22 protein-coding genes are annotated in these 23,282 nt (G+C 28.5%); 16 read left to right on the forward strand and 6 right to left on the reverse strand.

All coding sequences use genetic code 11. The features are described 5' to 3' along the window. Position 1 precedes the first annotated feature (1 nt). On the forward strand, positions 2 to 700 hold the full coding sequence (locus C7U55_RS00925) for a pseudouridine synthase (RefSeq protein ID WP_227213582.1): 699 nt from the start codon (positions 2 to 4) through the stop codon (positions 698 to 700). A 5-nt stretch (positions 701 to 705) separates the two neighbouring features. Here C7U55_RS00925 and C7U55_RS00930 read toward each other — a convergent pair whose 3' ends face one another. After that, on the reverse strand, positions 706 to 1,890 hold the full coding sequence (locus tag C7U55_RS00930) for an MFS transporter (protein ID WP_106986938.1): 1,185 nt from the start codon (positions 1,888 to 1,890) through the stop codon (positions 706 to 708). 167 nt (positions 1,891 to 2,057) lie between these two features. Here C7U55_RS00930 and C7U55_RS00935 point away from each other — a divergent pair, with 167 nt between their 5' ends. The 7 genes from C7U55_RS00935 (at position 2,058) to C7U55_RS00965 (ending at position 7,531) form a co-directional block, all read left to right on the forward strand. Further along, the gene (locus C7U55_RS00935) at positions 2,058 to 2,849 is read left to right on the forward strand and encodes an SDR family NAD(P)-dependent oxidoreductase (RefSeq protein WP_162297382.1); all 792 of its coding nucleotides are present in this window, start codon (positions 2,058 to 2,060) and stop codon (positions 2,847 to 2,849) included. A gap of 93 nt (positions 2,850 to 2,942) precedes the next feature. Next, positions 2,943 to 4,181 carry an aminotransferase class I/II-fold pyridoxal phosphate-dependent enzyme gene (locus C7U55_RS00940; protein WP_106986940.1) on the forward strand — a complete coding sequence of 413 codons (1,239 nt, stop codon included), beginning with the start codon at positions 2,943 to 2,945 and terminating at the stop codon, positions 4,179 to 4,181. Between the two features lie 22 nt (positions 4,182 to 4,203). After that, a complete protein-coding gene (locus C7U55_RS00945) occupies positions 4,204 to 4,473 on the forward strand; it encodes an acylphosphatase (protein WP_032090427.1) in 270 nt (89 codons plus the stop codon). A 9-nt stretch (positions 4,474 to 4,482) separates the two neighbouring features. Continuing rightward, entirely contained in the window at positions 4,483 to 5,460 is a 978-nt protein-coding gene (locus C7U55_RS00950) for an asparaginase (RefSeq protein WP_106986941.1), read from the forward strand. 281 nt (positions 5,461 to 5,741) lie between these two features. Continuing rightward, a complete protein-coding gene (locus tag C7U55_RS00955) occupies positions 5,742 to 6,092 on the forward strand; it encodes a MazG nucleotide pyrophosphohydrolase domain-containing protein (protein ID WP_106986942.1) in 351 nt (116 codons plus the stop codon). After that, positions 6,080 to 6,568 (forward strand): hypothetical protein, encoded by a 489-nt coding sequence (locus tag C7U55_RS00960; RefSeq protein ID WP_032090425.1) that lies wholly within the window; start codon positions 6,080 to 6,082, stop codon positions 6,566 to 6,568. The genes C7U55_RS00955 and C7U55_RS00960 overlap by 13 nt, the downstream gene beginning before the upstream one ends. Before the next feature lie 72 nt (positions 6,569 to 6,640). After that, positions 6,641 to 7,531, forward strand: a complete 891-nt coding sequence (locus tag C7U55_RS00965; RefSeq protein ID WP_106986943.1) for an NAD-dependent epimerase/dehydratase family protein — start codon at positions 6,641 to 6,643, stop codon at positions 7,529 to 7,531. Between the two features lie 773 nt (positions 7,532 to 8,304). Here the strand turns inward: C7U55_RS00965 and C7U55_RS00975 are convergent. Beyond that, positions 8,305 to 9,729 (reverse strand): alpha-amylase, encoded by a 1,425-nt coding sequence (locus C7U55_RS00975; RefSeq protein WP_106986945.1) that lies wholly within the window; start codon positions 9,727 to 9,729, stop codon positions 8,305 to 8,307. Positions 9,730 to 9,818: 89 nt separating this feature from the next. Here C7U55_RS00975 and C7U55_RS00980 point away from each other — a divergent pair, with 89 nt between their 5' ends. The 4 genes from C7U55_RS00980 (at position 9,819) to C7U55_RS00995 (ending at position 13,761) form a co-directional block, all read left to right on the forward strand. Next, a complete protein-coding gene (locus C7U55_RS00980; RefSeq protein WP_106986946.1) occupies positions 9,819 to 11,117 on the forward strand; it encodes an ATP-binding protein in 1,299 nt (432 codons plus the stop codon). A gap of 2 nt (positions 11,118 to 11,119) precedes the next feature. Further along, entirely contained in the window at positions 11,120 to 11,629 is a 510-nt protein-coding gene (locus tag C7U55_RS00985) for a nitroreductase family protein (RefSeq protein ID WP_106986947.1), read from the forward strand. 10 nt (positions 11,630 to 11,639) lie between these two features. Beyond that, positions 11,640 to 12,326 carry a Bax inhibitor-1/YccA family protein gene (locus C7U55_RS00990; protein WP_162297383.1) on the forward strand — a complete coding sequence of 229 codons (687 nt, stop codon included), beginning with the start codon at positions 11,640 to 11,642 and terminating at the stop codon, positions 12,324 to 12,326. Positions 12,327 to 12,396: 70 nt separating this feature from the next. Then, entirely contained in the window at positions 12,397 to 13,761 is a 1,365-nt protein-coding gene (locus C7U55_RS00995; RefSeq protein WP_106986949.1) for an MATE family efflux transporter, read from the forward strand. A gap of 157 nt (positions 13,762 to 13,918) precedes the next feature. Here the strand turns inward: C7U55_RS00995 and C7U55_RS01000 are convergent, their stop codons facing one another. The 4 genes from C7U55_RS01000 to C7U55_RS01015 form a co-directional block, all read right to left on the reverse strand. After that, positions 13,919 to 15,826, reverse strand: a complete 1,908-nt coding sequence (locus C7U55_RS01000; RefSeq protein WP_106986950.1) for an ABC transporter permease — start codon at positions 15,824 to 15,826, stop codon at positions 13,919 to 13,921. 1 nt (position 15,827) lies between these two features. Continuing rightward, on the reverse strand, positions 15,828 to 16,586 hold the full coding sequence (locus C7U55_RS01005; protein ID WP_106986951.1) for an ABC transporter ATP-binding protein: 759 nt from the start codon (positions 16,584 to 16,586) through the stop codon (positions 15,828 to 15,830). A 102-nt stretch (positions 16,587 to 16,688) separates the two neighbouring features. After that, positions 16,689 to 17,660, reverse strand: a complete 972-nt coding sequence (locus tag C7U55_RS01010) for a sensor histidine kinase (RefSeq protein ID WP_106986952.1) — start codon at positions 17,658 to 17,660, stop codon at positions 16,689 to 16,691. After that, complete coding sequence (locus C7U55_RS01015) at positions 17,642 to 18,325, reverse strand: response regulator transcription factor (protein WP_106986953.1); 684 nt, start codon at positions 18,323 to 18,325, stop codon at positions 17,642 to 17,644. Before C7U55_RS01015 ends, C7U55_RS01010 begins: the two co-directional genes overlap by 19 nt. A 100-nt stretch (positions 18,326 to 18,425) precedes the next feature. On the opposite strand from C7U55_RS01015, the gene C7U55_RS01020 reads away from it, so the two are divergent. The 4 genes from C7U55_RS01020 (at position 18,426) to C7U55_RS01035 (ending at position 23,267) form a co-directional block, all read left to right on the forward strand. Next, positions 18,426 to 18,755: a cupin domain-containing protein gene (locus C7U55_RS01020; RefSeq protein ID WP_106986954.1), complete on the forward strand. Its 330-nt coding sequence runs from the start codon at positions 18,426 to 18,428 to the stop codon at positions 18,753 to 18,755. 68 nt (positions 18,756 to 18,823) lie between these two features. Further along, a complete protein-coding gene (locus C7U55_RS01025) occupies positions 18,824 to 20,218 on the forward strand; it encodes an ROK family protein (RefSeq protein ID WP_162297384.1) in 1,395 nt (464 codons plus the stop codon). A gap of 106 nt (positions 20,219 to 20,324) precedes the next feature. Further along, positions 20,325 to 21,230, forward strand: coding sequence for a quinolinate synthase NadA (nadA, locus tag C7U55_RS01030; RefSeq protein WP_106986956.1), 906 nt, complete (start codon positions 20,325 to 20,327; stop codon positions 21,228 to 21,230). A gap of 9 nt (positions 21,231 to 21,239) precedes the next feature. Continuing rightward, positions 21,240 to 23,267, forward strand: coding sequence for an L-aspartate oxidase (locus C7U55_RS01035; protein WP_106986957.1), 2,028 nt, complete (start codon positions 21,240 to 21,242; stop codon positions 23,265 to 23,267). The last annotated feature ends 15 nt before the right edge of the window (positions 23,268 to 23,282 follow it).

Genomic DNA, 23,282 nt, shown 5'->3' on the forward strand with positions numbered 1-23,282 from the left:
GATGAAAGATTTATATTATATTTTAATGTACAATAATTTAGGTAATACAAAGGAATGCAAAACACTTATTAAACATGGGTTCATTCAAGTTAATGGTGTTGTTGAAACGAATTGTAAAAGAAAGATCCAAGAAGAGGATGTTCTTATTTATCAAGGAAAAAAGCTCAAGAGTCAACCATTTCACTATCTTATGCTCAATAAACCAAAAGGATATCTTTGTGCCAATAAAGATGAAAAAGAAAAATGTGTTGTTGATTTAATTGATTATTTAGATTGTTTTTGTTTAGGAAGATTAGATCGTGATACGACAGGACTTTTGATTCTTACCAATGATAAAAGTTTAAAGAAGCTTTTATTACCACAAAATCATGTAAAGAAAACCTATCTTGTTGAAACAAAAGAAAAGCTAAAAAAAGTAGATCAAGAAGTTTTTAAAAGGGGAATCATCATTGATCAAAGTATTCAATGCTTACCGGCTAAACTTGAAATTTTAGATGATTTTCATGGCTATGTAACACTTGAAGAAGGAAAATATCATCAAATCAAAAAGATGTTTTTATCATTAAAGAATGAAGTTGTTTCTTTAAAAAGAATTTCTTTTGATGAAATCTATTTAGATGAAGACTTATTGGAAGGTATGTCACGTCCTTTAAATAAAGAAGAAAGAAATAAGCTCATAAAAAAAGCGACTCAATGTTGAGTCGCTTAAACTTTTTCTGTCATTGAAATAACAATAACAGCTCCTACAATAGATAGAACTACTCCAGCAAGTAAAACATGTCCAACACCTAAAGCATCAAGCATAATTCCACCTGCAAAGTTTGCAAATACTCCTGATAATGTCATTGAAGTTGTAACAAGTGATTGTCCTTTAACACGATCAGCAACAGCAATTTTCTTATTAACATAATAAACAGAAGCTGGAACAAATAAAGCATAGGCAAACATTTGACATACTTGAGCAAGATAAATCATGATCATGTTTGTTGCAAAATATGTAAGTGCATGTTTTACGACAAACATTAAAATGGAAAATTTAATAAGTGTACCACAATTAATTTTTTCAGACATCTTTGTAAAGAAAGCCATTGTTGGAAGTTCCAACATTGCTGCAACGAAAACTGCATTTCCCATATCAGCACTTGTCCCACCAATATTAGTAATAATTTGAATAAAGAAGTTATTGATGATTGTATGAGCAAAATAGACAAGTACAAAACCAACTAAAAATAAAATAAATTTTTTATATTTCATACAGAACTTACCAAAAGAAAGTTGTTCTGTTTCTTCTTGTTTTGTATCTTCTTTGGTAATTTCTTTTTCATAACCTTTTGGTAAAACAAACATTTTAACAACAACAAATAATAAAGCTGTAAAAATAATATAGAATAGAGGTAAAATACCTGGTGAAAAACTTTCGACAACATGTCCTAAAACAAGAGAAGCAATGGCATAAGCTACAGAACCTAATCCACGAGCAAGACCATAGTTAATTTCAATACCATGTTGTTCAAAAACAAAGGCAAGTGAATTCATCAATGGCATGATTGATGACATGATTGAAAAAATAGTCACTACTAAAAATAAAACAAATAAAGCACTTCCGGGAATTAAATAAAGAATTGCGGATAAAGCAATGACTAACAATACAATTGGGGCAATGATATTCCGCATTTCAATATTTTTATGATTGTCTGCAAAAGAAGCAAGCATTGGTTGTAATAAAACAGCAATAATACTTGAAAGAGCAAGAGCAATACCAATTTGTGAGTTTGTACATCCTTTATCTAATAAAAAGACAGAAGCATAACCCATCATTGATGCAAAAGCAGCAAAGTAGAAAATTTGGCTACCAGCATACTTCAAGTTTAAACTACGATTTTTTTTCATAAACATTTCCTTCCTTAAATAATAATCATATTGTATGTCTAAATATGAATAGCTTATCTATATTTTATCATAAAAGCAATGAATGTAAGCGTTTTTTTGTATTATGAAAAAAAGAAGAATATTTTGACTTACTTCGAAAGAAAATTATAATAAAAAGTGGTGATATGATGAAAGAAATAATAATGATTACAGGTGCAAGTTCTGGAATGGGAAGAGAATTTGCCATGCAAATTGAAAAGAAGTATCAAGTAGATGAAATATGGGTGATTGCTAGAAGAAAAGAAAGATTGGAAAATTTAAAGGAAAGACTACAAACAAAGGTAAGAATTTTTGCTTTAGATTTAACGCAAAAAGAATCCTTTGAAATTATTCAAGAAGCTTTATTTCAAGAAAAACCTAGAGTAAAAGCCTTGATTAATTGTTCAGGCTATGGAAAATTAAATCATTATGAAAATATGTCGATTGAAGTCATTGAAAATATGATGAATTTAAATATGCTGGCAGTTGTTAAAATGGTCAATAGTGTTTTACCTTATATGCATAAAAAAAGCTCTATTGTTAATCTTGCTTCATGTAGTGGTTATATGCCGATTCCTTACTTAAATATTTATGCTTCTACCAAAGCTTTTGTCTTAAGCTATTCAAGAGCTTTAAATGAAGAATTAAAATATCGACAAATTCATGTTTTAGCTATATGTCCTTATTGGGTAGAAACAGAGTTTTTTGATCGTGCTGTTGTAAAAGATAAAAAACCTGTTGTGATTCGCTATGGAAAGGTTTATAAAGCGAAAGATGTTATTAAAAAAGCGATTAAGGATATGGAAAGTTCTAAGGATGTTTCTTTATATGGAACAATCAATCGAATACAAATCTTAGGAATGAAGGTTTTGCCACATCGTTTAGTTAAGAAAATTTGGATGATTTATCAAGAGTTAGATGGAACAAAAGAAATAAGATAAATTGTATTTAATTAAAAAATCTTTAAAATTAGAGAATTTTTTATTAAAGTATGATAAGATACAAGTAATAATGAATATGAAGAGGTATGTGTGATGAAAAAATTTATTAGAGAAAATATTGATCATCAGCCAATTGTTGATAATGTTTTTAAGATTGTAAATCTAGCAAATGATGCAATTGCTAAAAAAGGAAAAGAAAATATTATCAATGCGACAATTGGTTCATTATATGATGAAGGTGGAAATTTAGTTGCATTAGATACCGTATTTAATACGTATAACAGTTTAGATAATAGAACAAAAGCAAAATATGCTTCTAGTTTTAGTGGGAATCCAAACTTTAGAAAACAAGTTTATAATTGGGTCGTACAAGATACAAAACTTGATTTATGCCATAGTGTTATTGGAACACCTGGAGGATCAGGAGCAGTAAGTTCAACCATTTTAAATGTGTTAGATGAAGGGCAAACTTTAATTATTCCTCATATTGCATGGGGTAACTATAAATCAATGGCAACGATTGCTAATTGTAAAGTACAAGCCTATCAAATGTTTGATGGAGATGCATTCAATATTACAAGCTTTAAAGAAACTTGTCATGAAGTAATGGCAAGACAAGGTAAAGTTTTAGCGATTATCAATGATCCATGTCATAACCCAACAGGATATTCTATGACAGTTGAAGAATGGAATCAAGTGATTGATTTTTGTAATGAATTATCAAATGAAGGACCTGTTATTATCTTAGATGATATTGCTTATATTGACTATTCTTATAACTTAGAAAGATCAAGAGATTATATGAATGCATTTAATCGTATGAATGATCAAGTCATGATTGTTGTAGCATTCTCTTGTTCTAAAACACTTACATCTTATGGTTTAAGATGTGGGGGTGCTGTTATTTTAGCAAGAAATCAAGAAGATGTTCGAGCACTTGAAATCTTAATGGAAAAACATGCAAGAGCTTCTTGGTCAAATATTCCTAATGCAGCAATGGAAAACTTTGTTAAAGTTACAACTGAACATAAAGATGAATTTAACGAAGAAAAAGGAAAATATGTTGATTTATTAAGAAAGAGATATGAAATCTTTACAAGTGAAGCTAATCAATGTGGTTTAGTTTATTATCCATATAAAGAAGGTTTCTTTGTTACTTTAAAAGTAGAAGATGATGATTTATTAACACGATTCCATGAAGCAATGCTTGCTCAAGATATTTATACAATTAAAGTCAATAAAGGTATTCGTGTTGCTTTATGTTCTTTATCAGTAGAAAAATGCCAAGGACTTGCCTTTAAAATGAAAGATATTTTAGATAGTTTAAAATAATCGGGGAAACCGGTTATTTTTTATGGAAAGAAGAAAGTATTTATTTAAAGGCAGAGTTCAAGGTGTTGGTTTTCGTTTTCGTTGCTTTTCTATCGCAAATGAATTAAAATTAACGGGGTTTGTAAAAAATGAATATGATGGTTCGGTTTCTATGGAAGTTCAAGGAGAAGGAATGCAAATAGAAAGAATGATTGAAAAGCTCTATCAACAACCATTTATTGAAATAGAACAAATCCATTACCATTTATTAAATATAAAAGAGTATGAAAAATCTTTTGAAATACGATATTAAGGAGGAATTATGAAAACAATTGCTATTGTAGCAACAGGTGGTACAATTGCTGGTACAGGAAAAAAAGGGAAAACTGCAGCATATCATGCAGGAGAAATTGATATTGATTCAATTATTGAAACAATTCCAGAAATCAATGAAGTGGCGCATATTAAAGAATATCAATTAATGAATATAGATAGCAATGAAATGACTCATGAAAAATGGTTGATCTTAAAAAATAATATTGAAGAAATTTTGTCGGATGATACGATTGATGGTGCGGTTGTTACTCATGGAACAGATACTTTAGATGAAACAGCTTATTTTTTAACTTTAACATTAAATACACCAAAACCTGTTGTTTTAACAGGAGCAATGCGTCCAGCAACAGCAACGAGTGCAGATGGTCCATTTAATCTTTATCAAGCTATTTGTTTAGCTTGTCATGGAGAATCTTATAACCGTGGGGTTCTTGCTTTATTTTCTAATACAATTTATTCAGGAAGAGATATTGAAAAAGTTAATAATTTTAAAATTGATGCCTTTGATCAAAGATCTCTTGGATGTTTAGGATATATGCAAGATCAAGAAGTCTATTTCTATACACAAACAAGTAAGATTCATACGGTAAAATCACGTTTTAACAAACGTATTGATTCTATTAAAAGTGTAGCGATTGCTTTTTATTACAGTGGTGCGGATGCTAAAATCTTATATGATCTTGCAAGTGATCATGAAGGAATTGTTATTGCAGGGTCAGGAAGTGGAAATTATAGCCAAGCTTGGTTAAAAGCAATCGAAGAACTTTCTGAAAAGGGTACAATTTTTGTACGTTCTTCACGTATTTCACAAGGAATTGTTTTTGATGATGAAATCTTTGATCCACATCATTTATGTATTTCATCAAATACCTTATCGCCACAAAAAGCGAGAGTTTTATTAATGCTTGCTTTAACACAAACACATGATCGTGATGAAATAAGAGAAATCTTTTTACAATATTAGAAGGAGAAATCCTTCTTTTTTTTATTTTTAGTAAGTATTAATATAAAATTAAAAATGTTTATAGGTAAGAATAATTGATAGCTATGATACAATTTATGTTTAGAGAAAATCAATTATTTTTGATGGATATTAGATCAACATTTATCAATTAACGGTAAGACAACTTTTTGGATAAAAAACTATTTTATGTTATTTTTTCAACTTTATGCATTGTCTGGAGTATAATGAACTTATAAGGAAAAGTATTATTTTAATTTTATGTGAAAAAGGGGGAGAGGAATATGAAAACTCAAGAAGAATATTTTAATGATTTAAAGAAAGATACATCATTAGTGGAACTACAAAATTATATTAATAATGTTTTAGAAATTAGAGGGTTCAATAATCAGTCAATAGAATTAAAATTAATGTTATTAATGGAAGAAGTGGGTGAGCTAGCAAAGTCTATTAGAAAGGATTCGACAAGGTTACCAATTGATAGATGCAAAATAAATAATTATTCTTCTATTGAAGAAGAAATTGCGGATGTATTAATAGTTTTATTTTCAATAGCTAATAAATTACAAATTGATTTGTATGATGCATTTTTAAAAAAGGAAAAGGAAAATATAAAGAGAAAATGGAAGAAATAAATAAAAAACAAATGTATTATCTTTTAATATCAACGATATTTCATCAATCACAAAATACAAATACTACACTACAAAATAGTCTTAAATTAGTAGAAGAATTGGAAAAAAAGAACTATATATGTACTGAAAGAGAATTAACGGATTTATTTTATAAACAAGGCATTAAACACAGATTTCCTAATAAAATGATAGATTATCTAGATAGTACGTTTGACACTTTAAAATATGATTTTAAAGATATAAATAATGTTTTTCAAGTAACTAATTTTATTGAATTAAAAAATAATTTATTGAAATTTAAAGGTATTGGGGAACATAAAGCACAAATTTGCATACTAAAGTATATGATTTTGCAAGGAAAAAGTATTGATATTGATGATTATGATCAAATGTTAAATAATTGTTGTTCCTTGGATGAAACTTTATTTCGTGAAATAGAAATAATTAAGAAATTAAGTACTAAAAATACAATTTGAAAATTATGTGCTTATATATAAAATCTTTTAAAAAGCATTAACTCTATATTTTTATATAAAGGAGAAAGCGTGATGAAAGTTTTAGTTTTAGGTGGTACAAGATTTTTTGGGATTCATTTGGTTGATGAATTATTAAAAAGTAATTGTGATGTAACAATAGCAACTAGAGGGTTAACTAGTGATTCTTTTGGAAATAAAGTTAAAAGAATTAGATTGGATAGACATGATGAATTAAGTATAATTAATAACCTTAGTGATAAATATTTTGATGTAATATATGATAACTTGGCATATTGTTCCAATGATATAGAAATATTATTACCACATATTCATTGTGGAAAATATGTTGTTACATCTTCTACATCTGTTTATAATCCTTTAAAAGGAGATGTAAAAGAAACTGATTTTGATTCAATAACTTATCCATATATTAATTGTAAACGAAATGAAGTTGAATATGCAGAAGGGAAACGTCTTGTTGAGGCTGCAATATTACAAAAATTTAATGATATAAACTATATTTGTGTTAGGTTCCCATTTGTTATAGGAAAAGATGATTATACAGGAAGATTGATTAAGTATATAAAATGTTATAGAGAAAAGAAAAATTTATATGTAAATAATATAAAAAATAAGATGAGTTTCGTAGATTCTAAAGAAGCTGGGAAATTTCTAGCATTTTTAAAAGATGTAAATGATTTTAAGGGATGTATTAATGCTGCTAGCAATGGGGTTTTATCAATGTATGAGATTTTATCAATACTTGATCCGAATAAAAATATTCTTGATAAAAACATTTCTGAGTTGTTTTTAAGAAAGAGCGCAGAAATTGCTCCGTACAATGATGTAGAAAGTTATCAAATAAATACTGCTCTTGCTAAAAAATTAGGTTTTAGATTTTCAAATATTAATTCATGGATTGATTCATTAATTAAAGATTGTATAAAAGAGATCATTGGTTAAAATATAGTGATAATAACAAGGACAATGCATCTAGTAGATTCATTTAATCTTTATCAAGTAATTTGCCTAGTATGTCATGGAGAATCCTATAATTGAGGTATTCTTGCATTATTTTCTAATACGATTTACTCAGAAAGTGGGAAAGTCAATAACTTATTGATGTTTTTGCCCAAAGACTACGTTAGTATGCAAAATTAAGAAATATACTTCTATACGCAAATAAGTAAAATTCCTATGGAAAAATAAAGTTTTAGTTAACGTATTGATTCTAATGTTTGCTTTAACACAAAAACATGACCGTGATGAAATAAGAGAAATCTTTTTACAATATTAGAAGGAGAAATCCTTCTTTTTTTTAAACAGGTATGAAAAGAAGATAGATTTATGGTACACTCTACTTACAATAGAAATCTATTAATTGGGCTGGTCGTAAGACCAGGGTCCCTCAATTTGCGGGTAAGACACCTGCTTTTTTTAGGAAAGAATAAATTTTGAGAGGTTTAAGTACAAAAATAATTTCAATGAAAAATATAAGAAGGAGAAAGAGTATGAAATTATATTATCCTGCCATTTTCTTAAAAGAAGATGATGGAAGAAAGATATTCGGTTTCATTTTCTGATGTTTCAGAAGCAATAACATGTGGGAATGATTTTGAAAATATTGATATAAAAGAAACTGTTGTAAAGATTGAATTGAATTTAACTGGATTAAATGACAAAAAAACTAATTTTATAATTATAAAAAAGAGTAATGAATTAGTAAAACTGATTCATTACTCTTTTACGTATACAGCAAAGTTTTTATCCTCACAATAAAAATCACCGTAACCATCTTCATTAATAAGCACTCTTTGATAGCCATTAAAGACATTGACATAATAACAATGACTATATTCTTTACCAACATGCATTGATTTAATACCACCAGTTGAATTCGTCATAATAATTGCCATTGCTTTTGTTTGGGTACGCCTAATCCAACCAATTAAATGAGGATGATCAAAATAATCTTCTTGATTTCCTTCGTTATATTGTTTTCTTAAAGAAAGGAGCTGTTGAAGCATTTCTTTTTTTGAAGAAACATTTTCATAATCAATACCTTCTAAATCACCATAGAAAACACAAGGATACCCTGCTTTTCTTAAAAGAGTTAAACAATAAGCATGTCCTTTAAACCAATCAGGAATGAAAGAAGCTAATGATTGACTTGGTTCCGTATCATGATTATCGACAAAAGTAACTGCATTTGAAGGATACATGGAAACAAGCGTTTGATCAAAAATATGAGAAAAATCATAATTTTCATTATGACTTGCATCATAAAAATGATAGTGAAGAGGAACATCAAATAAAGACATTTCAAAATTGACTTCTTTTAAATAATTTTCTAAATGATACACATCTCCGTGCCAATACTCACCAACCGTAAATAATTCTTTATTAAAATCGCGATATATTTTTGGCAAGAGGTTTTTATAAAAAGAAGCGGGAATATGTTTAACGGCATCGAGACGTAAGCCGTTGATTTTAGTTAAATTTATATACCAGTAAAGCCATGAGGTAACTTCTTGAGCCGTTTCTTCATTTCCAAAATCTAAATCAGCTCCCATTAAATAATCATAATTGCCGTTTTCATCATCTACTTCTTGATCCCAACTTTTTCGATTAAAAAGGAAAATAGTATTACGATGTGTTTTTTCATCATAATCGATACCATCAAAATGATACCAATGCCAAATAAAATCAGAATATTTTTTATTTCTACCGGGAAAAGTAAAAAGGGTATAGACTTCAATTTGTTCATCATCAGAAATGATTTCATTGGTATTTTGGCGATTGACTTCTTTTGCCATAACGATTTCAGTACCATCAGCACCCATTTTATGATTCAAGACAATGTCTCCATAGACATCGATTCCTGCTTTTTGAAAAGCTTGAATACACGCTAAATAATCTTCTTTTGTCCCATATTTTGTTTCAATACTTCCTTTTTGATTGAATTCTCCCAAATCATAAAGATCATAAACACCATAACCATTATCATTGATGCCACCAACTCCTTTATAAGCGGGTGGTAACCAAATAGCTGAAAAACCCATTTCTTTATAAGATTTTACTTTTTCTTGAAGTTGTTTCCAAAGTTTTTCTTCAGGTTTTATATACCAATGAAACCCTTGTAATAAAACACCATTTTCCATTTTTTTCACCTCATTGAAACTATTATACATCATTTTATTTCATTTTCCTAAAAGATGCGTTAAAATAAAGGAAATTAGGGGGATTATATATGTATGAATTAATATCAAACTTAATTCTTTATGGGAATTTACCAGAGGATGAAATTTTAGTACAACTTGCCAAGTTGTTATCAGATGATGAAAAATCAAATCATGAACTTCGTCAAGAAATTTATGGTCAAATAAAAAGATTATTAGAACTTGCGACTCAATATGGATTTAATGATAATTTATGGCATAATTATTTAACTTATTTATTAATGACAAATGAAAATCCATTTAGTATGACTTGTGAAAAACAAGGAGCAAGAGAAGGAACTGTTAATCATTTTGCTTTAAATGATTTTAAAGTATTTTATGATCTTTTCCATTATGATTTTAGGAGTATTGAAAAAGAATTAAATATTGATTGTTTTTCAACACTTGCTGATTATCAAGCTTTATCTAAACCAGAATTGATGTATAACAAGAATGTTTCTTTAAAAGTACAAGAGCTTTCTAAAAAACTAGAAGAAACAAAGAATGAACAAGAGTTCTTTGATGTTGTAACACAATTCTATAAAGATTATGGAGTAGGTATGTTTGGTTTAAATAAAGCCTTTAGAATTGCGACAAGTCATGAAAACTATGTAGAATTAAAACCAATTAATAATATGGATGAAGTTGTTTTAGATGATTTAGTTGGTTATGAAATTCAAAAGAAAAAGTTATTAGATAATACTGTATCTTTTGTTGAAGGAAGAAAAGCAAATAATGTTTTACTTTATGGGGATAGTGGAACAGGTAAATCAACAAGTATTAAAGCAATTGTAAATGAATTTTATGATCAAGGTTTAAGAATGATTGAAATCTATAAACATCAGTTTAAAGATTTATCAAATATTATTGCGATGATTAAAAATAGAAATTATCGTTTCATTATCTATATGGATGATTTATCATTTGAAGAATTTGAAATTGAATATAAATTCTTAAAAGCAGTAATTGAAGGTGGGGTTGAAACAAAACCTGAAAATATTCTTATTTATGCAACAAGTAATAGAAGACATCTTATTAAAGAAAACTGGTCTGATCGTAATGATGTTGTTCAAGAAAATGGAATGCATCAATCAGATACCATGGAAGAAAAACTTTCATTAGTTAATCGTTTTGGAGTTAAAATCAATTATTCTAAACCAATGAAAAAAGAATTTAATCATATTGTTTTAGAATTAGCACATAAAAATAATATAGAAATGGATGAAAAAGAACTTTTATTAGAAGCCAATAAATGGGAATTATCTCATGGTGGAACTTCAGGAAGAACTGCTCAACAATTTATCAATTATATTTTAGGATTGGAGAGATAAAAATGGATGCAATTGAAGCACTTACAACAAGAAGAAGTTGTCGTAGTTTTAAACAAGAACAAATTAAAAATGAAGAATTACAAACGATTTTAGCTTGTGGTTTAAATGCCCCTAGTGGTAAAAATAAACAATCAAGTAAAATTGTGATTGTTCAAAATCAAGAAGAAATCAAAGAACTTTCAAAACTTAATGCAATTATTTTTGGAAAAGATGTTGATCCTTTTTATGGGGCACCAACAGTATGTTTTATCTTTGTCCCAAAAGATGAAAGTAATGGTATAAAAGATGGTTCATTAGTGATTGGTGCTATGCAAACAGGATTTTATGCTTTAAATATAGGTTCTTGTTGGATCAATCGTTGTAAAGAAATGTTTGAGTTAGAAAAGGGACAACAATATCTTCAAAAATGGCATTTAGAAGATTATGTTGGGGTTGGTTGTTGTATTTTAGGATATGTTGAAAAAGCTTTACCTGAAAAGAAAATTTTAGAAAATCGTATTATTCAAGGATAGGAGAATGAATATGGATAACAAAACTTATGAATATGTTGAAGATCGTTCAATGACGATACAACAATACATTAACAATATTTTTAAATGGATGATTATAGGTGTTTTAACAACTTTTATGACAGCTTTTGCTTTAGAAAAATCATCATTTATGTCTTATGCAGGAATGCTTCCCTTAATTTTAATTATTTTTCAATTTGCGGTTGTTATTGGTTTATCAAGACGTTTAATGACAATGAAACCAATTACGGCAAAAGTTCTTTATATGATCTATTCAGTCATTACTGGTGTGACATTTTCTTATGTTATTGCAAGCTATACTTCCTTTAGTGTTGCACTTGCTTTTTTAGTAGCAGCTATTTACTTTGGTGTGCTTGTTGTATTAGGAACAGTTATTAAAATGGATCTAACAAGAATTGGAACAATCTGTCTAGCAGGATTATTTGTTTATATTATTTTTTCAGTTATTGTGATGATTTTTCATTTAGGTGTGGGAACACTTATTATGCCACTTATTTCACTTGCATTATTTGCAGGAATTACGGCATATGATATGCAAAAATCCTTACAATTTTATAATCATGCTTCATCTAATCCAGAAATGTTAGAAAAATTAAGTATTTATGGAGCATTTAATCTTTATTTAGACTTTGTTAATATCTTCTTAGATATTCTTCAATTATTAGGAGATAATAAATAACCAAAAGAGCGAAAGCTCTTTTTTTTAAATGCAAAATCGATTATAATATCTTTTACACATAGGAGGGAATATGAAAAAACTAATTGGAAGTAAAGGATTTTATAAAATGGTTCTTGCGATTTGTATACCCATTGTTATTCAAAATGGTTTTACAAATCTTGCAAGTTTATTAGATAATATTATGATTGGACAATTAGGAACACTTTCTATGTCAGGAGTTTCTATTACTAATCAATTATTACAAGTATTTAATGTCACGATTTTTGGCGCTATGTCAGGCCCAGGAATCTTTATGGCACAGTTTTATGGAAAGAAAAATAAAGAAGGAGTGGAGAATTGTTTTAGGATCAAATTGATTATAGGAATTATAATTGCACTGCTAGCTATTTTTTTATTCTATACATTTGGACAACAATTGATTTCTTTATATTTAAATGATAATCCGCAAGATAGTTTAAAAACTTTAAATTATGGAATGGATTATTTAAAAATTATGCTCATTGGACTGATTCCTTTTGTAATTACACAAGTTTATTCATCATCACTTAGAGAAACAGGAAATACGATTTTACCAATGATTGCCAGTGTGGTCGCCGTGATTGTCAATTTCTGTATTAATTATATTTTGATCTTTGGACATTTTGGATTTCCACAATTAGGGGTTTCAGGAGCGGCGATTGGAACGGTTGTTTCTCGTGTGATTGAAATGAGTATTAATATTATAGGGGGTTCTCGAAATCTTTATTTAAAAGATGCTATTAAGATGAAGAAAGTTCCTTTTGATACAACTAAAGAAATGTTGAAAAGAGGATTACCTCTTTTATGTAATGAAATCTTATGGTCTATTTCTATTGCCTTGATTTCTCAAAGCTATTCCACAAGAGGACTTGTTGCCGTTGCAGCGATTAATATTACCACAACCGTTACTAATTTCTTTATGATTGTTTGTTATGCCATGGGAAATTCTATTTCAATTGTTGTTGGACAACAACTTGGTGCAGGTGAAATTGAAAGAGCGAAAGATTATGATTTGAAAATGGTGTTTATGAACTTTATCATGTGTTTTACGTTGGCTGTTGTTTTATTTAATGTTTCTATTTATATTCCACAAATTTATAACACATCTGTAGAAGTAAAGAATCTTGCAACATTTTTACTTAAAGTAGCAGCATGTATGCTACCGGTTATCTCTATTTATTATAGTAGCTATTTTACTATGCGTGCAGGGGGAAAAACATTTTTAACGTTCTTATTTGATAGTGGATATACATTTGTCTTTACTTTTACGACAGCTCTATTACTAACAAGACTTACAAGTCTACCAATTCTTATAATTTATATACTTGTTCAATGTGTTGATATTCCTAAGGCAACACTTGGTCTTATTCTTGTAAGAAAAGGAATATGGGTCAATAATATTGTTAATGAATTATAGGATTATTGTGTATAAATACACAAAATGTTATAATTCTTGTAGAAAGGCCATGCTTTAGTTGGACATAAGTCGGAGAATCAGAGCCTTAGTTGAATAAACAGAGAAATTTTCTCTGTTTTTTTATTATAAAAGCGAACTTGTTAAGTCCGCTTTATATTTATCTTTTAACAATACGATAATAGGCTTTAGAAGTCATCAAATAAACAATCGTATAAATAATAATGAGACCTGCAATGCAACTAGTAGTTGAGATAAGATAAACGTTGTCATTACATTGTAATCCTTTTAAAATACGAAGGATTAAAGGATAGGCAAAGGCTAAATGAATGATGGCAACAATCAATGGGACAAAGAAGAAAATCAATACTTGGAATTGAATCGTCTGTTTAACTTCTTTTTGTGACATACCAACATTTTGTAAGATTTCAAATTTATTTTGATCTTCAAATCCTTCAGAAATTTGTTTATTATAAATAATTACGATTGCTGCTACTAAGAACATCATTGATAGAAAAATTCCAATAAATAATAATGAACCATATAATTCATAAATAACATCAATATCTTCATAACTATTTTGTATACTTAAATAATATTTATTGCCTAAGTAATTATAATCTTTATGAATAATAGCAGTAGTTACTTCCTCTACAACTTTTTTACTTGCATTAAAACCTATGAAATAACTTTTTGATTTAAGCTTATAGTTATTTAAAGCACTTTGATTGATTACTATTGAGATATTATTTGGAGCAAAACAATTATTTGCTTGAAGTTGACGATTTTTAATTTGTCCTTTTATAGTATAAGGAATATTCTCTAATGAAATGGTAGGGTTATTATAACCTTCATAACTATAAAGATAAACTTCATTATTATTTAAAGATAAATTTTGATTAAAATAATGATTATAATCCTCCAAAGAAATAAGATTAATAGAAGCTAAATGATTATAGTCATAATCATTTAGATGTACTTTATTTTTCTTTAAACTTCCTGTGTAATTATAATAAGAAAGAGCATAAAGAGAATCATATTTTTTATTTTTTAATAATCCTTTAACATCTTCATAGACTTGGTTTGGATAATCCGAATCAGTTACAGTAATAGTTCCATCCATGTAATATTGTCTTTTGATACTATCTTGAATACCATTATATAAACAAATTGTTGAAGAAAGTGTCACTAAAACACAAGTACATAAAATACAAATATTAGCAAGACCAACAGCATTTTGTTTCATACGATATAAAAGACCTGAAATAGAAGTAAAGTGTGTTGGTTGATAATAAAAGTTTCTTCTTGATTTTAAGAACTTTAATAAAGCAATACTTCCTGCTGTAAATAAACAATACGTACCAATCATGACTAAAATAACAGCAACAAAGAATAAAACCATAGCTTGCATAGGATCAGTAATGGACAAAGCAATATAATAACCTGCACTTAAAGCAATAATCCCTAAAAGTGTTAAAAAGATTTTTGTTTTAGGTTCTTTTTCACCAATATTCTGTCCTTTTAAAAGTTCAATGGGATTACTTCTAACAACAACAGAAATATTATAAATAAGTGATAAAAAGAAAATAATACTGAAAATAATAATCGTTTTTATAAAAGCATCTATTGAAAAAATAAGAGAAAAATGAATACTTTTATGAATGATTCTTAAAATAATGACAGATGTAATTTGCGAAAGAAGCATTCCAATAACAATACCACTTACAAGAGAAATAAGAGCAATAACGATAGTTTCTAATAACATCATAGAACGCACATTTCTTTTTTCCATTCCCAATATATGATAAAGACTGATTTCTTTTTTTCGATTCTTTATCACAAAACTATTGGTATAAAATAAGAAAATCAAAGAGAAGAGGGCAATCACATAGCCTCCTAGGTTTAAAAACATAGTAATTGAATCCTGACCCTTTAAAGTAGGACTATTTCCTACAGTTTTAATAATGAAATAAAGGGCGATAGAGAAAATAGTAGAAATAAAGTAAGAACTATAAAGCTTTTTATTCTTTTTGATATTTCTTAAAGCCAATCTTAAATAAAATTTCATTTTATTGACCTCCCGAAAGAAGCATTGTTAGAGTATCGCTAATAGCTTGATACATTTCTTGATTAGACATATCTCCTTTATAAAGTTGATGGAAGATTTGTCCGTCTTTAATAAATAAGACACGACTGGCATAACTAGCTGCTTTACTACTATGAGTAACCATTAAAATTGTTTGTCCACTTTGATGAATTTGATCAAAAATAGATAAAAGTTGATCGGTTGATTTTGAATCAAGAGCACCTGTGGGTTCATCGGCTAAAATAATTTTAGGATGGGTAATTAAGGCTCTTGCAACCGCAACTCTTTGTTTTTGACCACCAGATATTTCGTAAGGATATTTTTCTAATAAATGATTAATTCCTAATGGTTTCGCAAGTTTTTCTAGTTTTGGTTTCATTAAAGCATAGGGTTCTTTTGATAAAACAAGAGGTAAATAGATATTGTCAGCGACATTAAAAGTATCTAATAAGTTAAAATCTTGAAAAACAAAGCCAAGATTATCTCGTCTAAAAGCTGAAATATGTTTATCAGAAATTTTTGTAAGATCTTTTCCATCTAATAAAACCTCTCCACTTGTTGGTTTATCTAATGAAGCAAGAATATTTAAGAGTGTTGTTTTTCCACTTCCAGATTCACCCATAATGGCGATATATTCTCCTTCTTCAACATCAAAAGAAACATCTTTTAAAGCTTCTACCTTTTGGTTTGAAAAACGCGTTGAATAAATTTTTTGTAAATGTTTAACGTTTAATAATGACATTTTTGTGTCCTCCTTTTTACACACTTATTGTATTCTACTTCTAAAATATGACCTATCGATTTATCTTACAAGTAAGTAAAATAATCTTACATTTTTGTAAGATTATTCAATAAATATTTCTTTTTTACTAAAATCAAGACAAACAGTTGTTCCTTGACCTACTTTTGATTCAATAGAAATCAAATGACCCAATTGATTAAAAATATTTTTACATAAATAAAGACCTAAACCACTGGCTTTTTTATCATTTCTTCCTTGAAAACCTGTAAATCCTTTTTCAAAAACACGTGGCAGATTACTTTCTTTAATTCCAATACCGCTGTCTTGAATATAAAGCTTTTCACCTTCATTATAAAAAGTAATACTTCCTTCTTTCGTATATTTTAAAGCATTAGAAAGAACTTGTTCAATGACAAAACCACTCCATTTTTCATCTGTTAAGATTTTTAGGTCTTTAATTTGATAATCTACTTTTAATTTTTTTTGAAAGAAAAAGAGTGATTGTTTTTTGATTTCTTGACTAACAAGATGATCTAAAGAAACTTTTTGAAAAGAAAGATCATGGTGAATAGAATCTAAACGTACATATTGTAAAGCCATATTGACATATTGTTCTATTTTTAAAAGTTCTACAAGCATTTTTTTATCTGGGTAATCATTTTGAATGATGAGTTTTAATCCAGCAATAGGAGTTTTGATTTGATGGACCCATTTTGTATAATAATCTATCGTGTTATTGTATTTTTGTTGATTTTCTTGTTTAAGTTGAAATATCTTTTTTTGTAACATTTGAAGCATTTCTTGATATGTTTTTTCTTCAAGATAGCTTTCTTGAGGTAAATTATCAAACAATTCAGGATTGTCTTTTAAATAAATCAAATATTGATGATGTTGTTTGTATTTTTTATAATCAAGTAAAAAATAAAGAAGGATGATAAAAAAATAGAGACTTAACATATAAATAATTAAATCTAAAATCATTTGACATATCATTAAAACAACAAAAGTACATAAGACAAACAACAAATAAAGAAGATAGACGGGATATGTTTTCTTTAAATAGTCTTTAAACATAATAAATACCCTAAGCCTTTCTTAGTATGAATAAAATCATGTAAACCAATATCTTCTAATTTCTTTCTTAAACGATTCATATTAACACTTAAAGTATTATCATCAATAAATTGGTGATCATCCCATAAATGATTCATTAAATCAATACGAGAAACAATCACTTCCGCATGTTCAAATAAATATTCTAAGATTTTTAATTCATTTTTAGTTAGAATAAGTTCCTTTTGTTGATAAGTGATTTTTCCAGCTAAGATATCTAAATGAACATCTTGATAAGTTAACAAATGAAAATCTTTAGAAAAACTATAAGTTCTTCTAAGAATCGCTTGTAATTTAGCTTGTACAACCTGTAAATCAAAAGGTTTATTAATAAAATCATCACCACCCATATTCATTGCTAAAACAATATTCATATTTTCATTAGCGGAAGAAATAAAAACAATAGGGACTTGTGAAATTTTTCGAATTTCTTGACACCAATAATAACCATCAAAAAAAGGAAGATGGATATCTAATAAAACAAGATCAGGTTGAAACTCTAAAAAATCATCTAAAACATGTTCAAAATCTTCTATATATTGAACATCATAATGATATTTTTCAAAATGTTTTTGTAAGCCTTTTGCGATAATAAAATCATCTTCAACAATTAATAATTTATACATAAAATCACCTTCTTTTAATATTATATAGAAAATCATGCAGTTCGTCATCTTAAAATTGTGTAAGATATGTTATAATGAAAAGCGATTGGGGGATATAAATATGATTTTTGAATATGATGAAAATAATTTAGAAAAATTTGAAAACTTTAAAGGTGGCGAAAAATACATTGGAGCAAAGATGTATTTTGATGGTTTAAATCGTTTTATGATTGGACATATTCCATATGGCGGAAGTGTTGGAGAACATGTTCATGAAACAAACAGTGAAGTGATTTATGTTATTTCTGGTAATGGTTATGTTATTTATGATGGACAAAGAGAAGAACTTCATAAAGGAAGTGTTCATTATTGTCCTAAAGGTCATAAACATACAATGGTCAATGATCATGAAGAAGACCTTGTTTATTTCGCAGTTGTACCTGAACAATAATTCTTGATTATTATCAAGAATTTTAATTTCTGGATGAAAAAATGTATAATAAAAAAGAGGTGAGGACGATGGATTCTTTTTTAAAAGAGATTGATACAGAACTTTTAAAGAGATGGCTGTTGAATCAAAATGAAGATGATTGGGATGTCAAAGAAGTAAATGAAAATATTGTGATTGAAACAAAATATGGTTTAGGATTTATTAATTTTTATCCTGATTGTATTATTGAACTCGATGTTGAAAATAAGATGACTAAAGAAAAAATCTTCTTTATTCATTTTCAAATGAATAATTTTCATCACGCTTTAGGTTTACTTTATGACATGCGTCTTTGTTTACAAAGGTTGACAACTTCTAAAAAAACAAAAGTACTTCTTTCGTGTACAAGTGGACTTACTACAGGTTTCTTTGCGGAAAAATTAAATGAGGGTGTACAGCTTCTAAATAAGGATTTTGAATTTAATGCTGTTTCTTATGGTAATCTTTATGACATGGCGAAAGATTATGATGTTATTCTACTAGCACCACAGGTATCATTTCGTTTATCTGAAGTAGAAGGAGTCTTAAAAAATAAGCGTGTTTATGCTATATCACCTGCATTATTTGGAAAATATGATGTGGGAAATACGATTACTTTTTTAGAAGATGAACTTTATAAAGAAAAAGAAGTTCAAAGTCAACAAGAAAATCCTTTACCTATTAAACAAATGTTGAAAGCTCATCAACAAGTTTTAGCACTTGCTTTTATTCAATTAGATCAAAAAGTAAGACTTGTAAGTCGTCTTTATGATGAAAATAATATGATTTTAGAAGATTTTGAAGTCTATAAAAACACTATTTCAGTCGATGATATTGTTGATTTAATTAATACGGTTTTATATGGATATCCTGATATAGAACTCATTAGTCTATCACTACCTGGGGTTGTTTATAATGGAGTAGTAACTTTAAAAAAATATGGCTTGAATGAATGTCGTTTACAAGCTTTTCTTGAAGAAAAATATAGTCAAAAGATTGTCATTAATAATGATGTTAATACAATTGTGATGGGATATTTTGCTTCACAAGATGACTATGAATCGATTTCTTTCCTTTACCAAGCACGAATTGGTGGTACTGGTGGGGTAGGACATATTCATCGAGGACATTTAATTAAAGGAAGGCATAATATTGCGGGTGAAATTCAGTATTTACCGATTTCTTTTAGTGAGAATTATCAAGAAATTAAGAAAACTCCAGAAGGAGCTCTTGAATGGACAATGAAGTATTGTTTAGGGATTACTTCGATGTTGGCACCGGATGCAATCATTATTTATAATCGGTTGATTTCTAAAAGTGATGATGTAAAAAAAGAAATGGAAAAATATATGCCAAAGAGTTATATACCTGATTTGATTAAGATTGAAAGCTTAAAGGAATATATGTTGATTGGATGTATTTTATTGGGGTTAAAAGAAATGTAAGAGGTATCTTTGAGAAAAGATACCTTTTTTACATTTATTTTTGACAACTGTCTTGTCAGGTGTAAACAAAAGGAGTATACTCTCCTCGAGAAAAGGGAGAAGTTATATGGATAATATAGAAAAAATTAAAAAGTTAAAAGAAGAAAAAAATGCGATTATTTTAGCACATTATTATGTAGATGAAGAAGTGCAAAAGATTGCTGATTATATCGGAGATTCGTTTTATCTTGCTAAAGTTGCAAGTCAAACAGAAGCTGATCGTATTGTTTTTGCGGGTGTTGAATTTATGGGGGAAAGTGCCAAAATCTTAAATCCAAATAAAAAGGTTTTAATGCCTGATGCCTTTGCGGATTGTCCAATGGCACATATGATTACAATTAAAGAAATTAAAGAAATGAGAGAAAAATATGATGATTTAGCTGTTGTTTGTTATATTAATTCGACAGCTGAAATCAAACAATATGCGGATGTCTGTGTGACATCGTCAAATGCTGTAAAAATCGTTAAAGCATTACCACAAAAAAATATTTTCTTTATACCAGATCAAAACTTAGGAGATTTTGTAAGAAGACAAGTCCCTGAAAAAAATGTGATGACAAATTATGGACATTGTCCTCGTCATACCAATATTACTTTGGATAAATTAAATGAAGTGAAACAAAAATATCCAGAGGCTAAAATTGCAGTGCATCCAGAATGTAAAAGAGAAATCGTTGAAGCTGCTGATTTTGTAGGAAGCACTTCTGCCATTATTGATTATGTTGTTCAAACAGATGTGAAAGATTTTATTATTGGGACAGTAGATGGTGTTTTTGCGAAAATCAAAGAATTAGCACCAAATAAAAATTTACACACTATTATGGATGTACAAGTTTGTCCAAATATGAAAAAAGTGACATTAGAAAAAATCGTTGATGTTTTAGAAAATGATACAAATGAAGTGATTTTAAATGATGACTTTATGCAAAAAGCATTCAGTCCACTTAAAAAAATGTTAGAACTTGCAAAATAGGAGTAGAATATGAAAACAGATGTATTAATAGTAGGAAGTGGATGTTCAGCCCTTTATATGGCTTTACATTTACCAGAAGATTTAAATATTTTAATGGTTACTAAAAAAGAAGCGGAATTAAGTGATTCATTTTTAGCACAAGGTGGAATCTGTATGCTTAGAAATGAAGATGACTATGATAGTTATTTTGAAGATACGATGAAAGCAGGTCATTATGAAAATGATGCTTATTCAGTTGAATTAATGATTAAATCATCACCAGATGTTATTCAAGATTTAATTAGTTATGGGGTTGATTTTGAAAGAAATGAAGACGGAAGCCTTGCTTTTACAAGAGAAGGGGCTCATAGCCAAAAACGTATTCTTTATCATGAAGATATTACAGGTAAAGAAATTACGAGACATTTATTAGAAAAGGTAAGACAAAAAAAGAATGTGACACTTTTAGAAAATACACCTCTTGTTGATTTAATTGTTCGAGGAAATGTTGCTTTAGGTGGAGTGATTAAAAGAAATAATCAAGAAGAAAAGGTATACGCTAAAAAAGTTGTTTTAGCTACTGGAGGAATCGGAGGACTTTATAAACATTCTACAAATTATCCTCATTTAACAGGAGATGGTATTGAACTTTCTAAAAAATATCAAATTGAACTTAAGAATTTAGATTATGTACAAATTCATCCAACAACTTTATATACAACAGATCATGAAAGAAGCTTTTTAATTTCTGAATCTGTTCGTGGTGAAGGGGCTATTCTTTTAGATAAAAATGGAAATCGTTTTGTCAATGAACTTCTTCCAAGAGATGTTGTGGCAGAAGCCATCTTTAAACAAATGGAAAAAGATCAAACAGATTATGTTTATGAAGATTTAAGACCAATTGGTAAAGAAGAAATTGCTAGTCATTTTCCTCATATCGTTGAACATTGTAAAGAAAAAGGATATGACGTTTTTAAAGAACCTATTCCTGTTGTACCTGCACAACATTATTTCATGGGTGGTATCAAAGTAGACTATGATAGTCATACCAGTATGAAACATTTATATGCTATTGGAGAAACAGCATGCAATGGTGTTCATGGAAAGAATCGTCTAGCAAGTAATTCACTTTTAGAAAGCCTTGTTTTTGCTAAACGTGCTGCCAAACGTATTGAAAAAAGTTTAAAGGAGAGAGCTCATTATATGTTTGATCAAACAACTTTAAAATTAAATGTAGACCCACTTATTATTAGTGCCTTAAAAGAAGATATTACTAGTGAAGATGTTTCTACAAATAGTGTTATGCCTTTTTCTAAAACAGGTGTCGTTGATTTGATTTGTAAAGAAGATGGTGTTATTTGTGGATTACAAATATTTGAACGTACTTTTGAATTATTAGATGAAGCGTGTGATGTCGAATTCTTTGCAAGTGATGGCGACCGTGTAGAAAAAGGGCAACTTTTAGGACGTGTCAAAGGGGATGTTCGTATTTTATTAAGTGGAGAACGTGTTGCTTTAAATTATTTACAAAGAATGAGTGGAATTGCTACTTATACAGCGAATGTTCAAGAATATTTAAAAGATTCTTCTATTCGTTTATTAGATACACGTAAAACAACACCAAATAATCGTATCTTTGAAAAATATGCAGTAAGAGTTGGTGGCGGACATAATCACCGTTATAATTTAAGTGATGGTGTTTTACTAAAAGATAATCATATTGGTGCTGCTGGTGGTGTTAAGGAAGCCATTATGCTTGCTAAAGAGTATGCACCATTTGTCAGAAAAATCGAAATAGAAGTAGAAAATATGGAAATGGTCAAGGAAGCTGTAGAAGCAGGTGCGGATATTATCATGTTAGATAATATGGATGATGATATGTTAAAAGAAGCTATTGCTTATATTGATCATCGTGCTGAGATTGAAGTTTCAGGAAATGTCACAAAAGAAAACATTGCAAGACTTACAAATTTAGGAGTGGATTATGTTTCAAGTGGTGCTTTAACACATTCTGCACCAATATTAGACCTTTCATTGAAAAATTTACATGTGCTATAATATCAATTAAGGAGG

It is taken from the genome of Faecalibacillus faecis, from assembly GCF_003024675.1.
GTDB lineage: Bacteria > Bacillota_I > Bacilli_A > Erysipelotrichales > Coprobacillaceae > Faecalibacillus > Faecalibacillus faecis.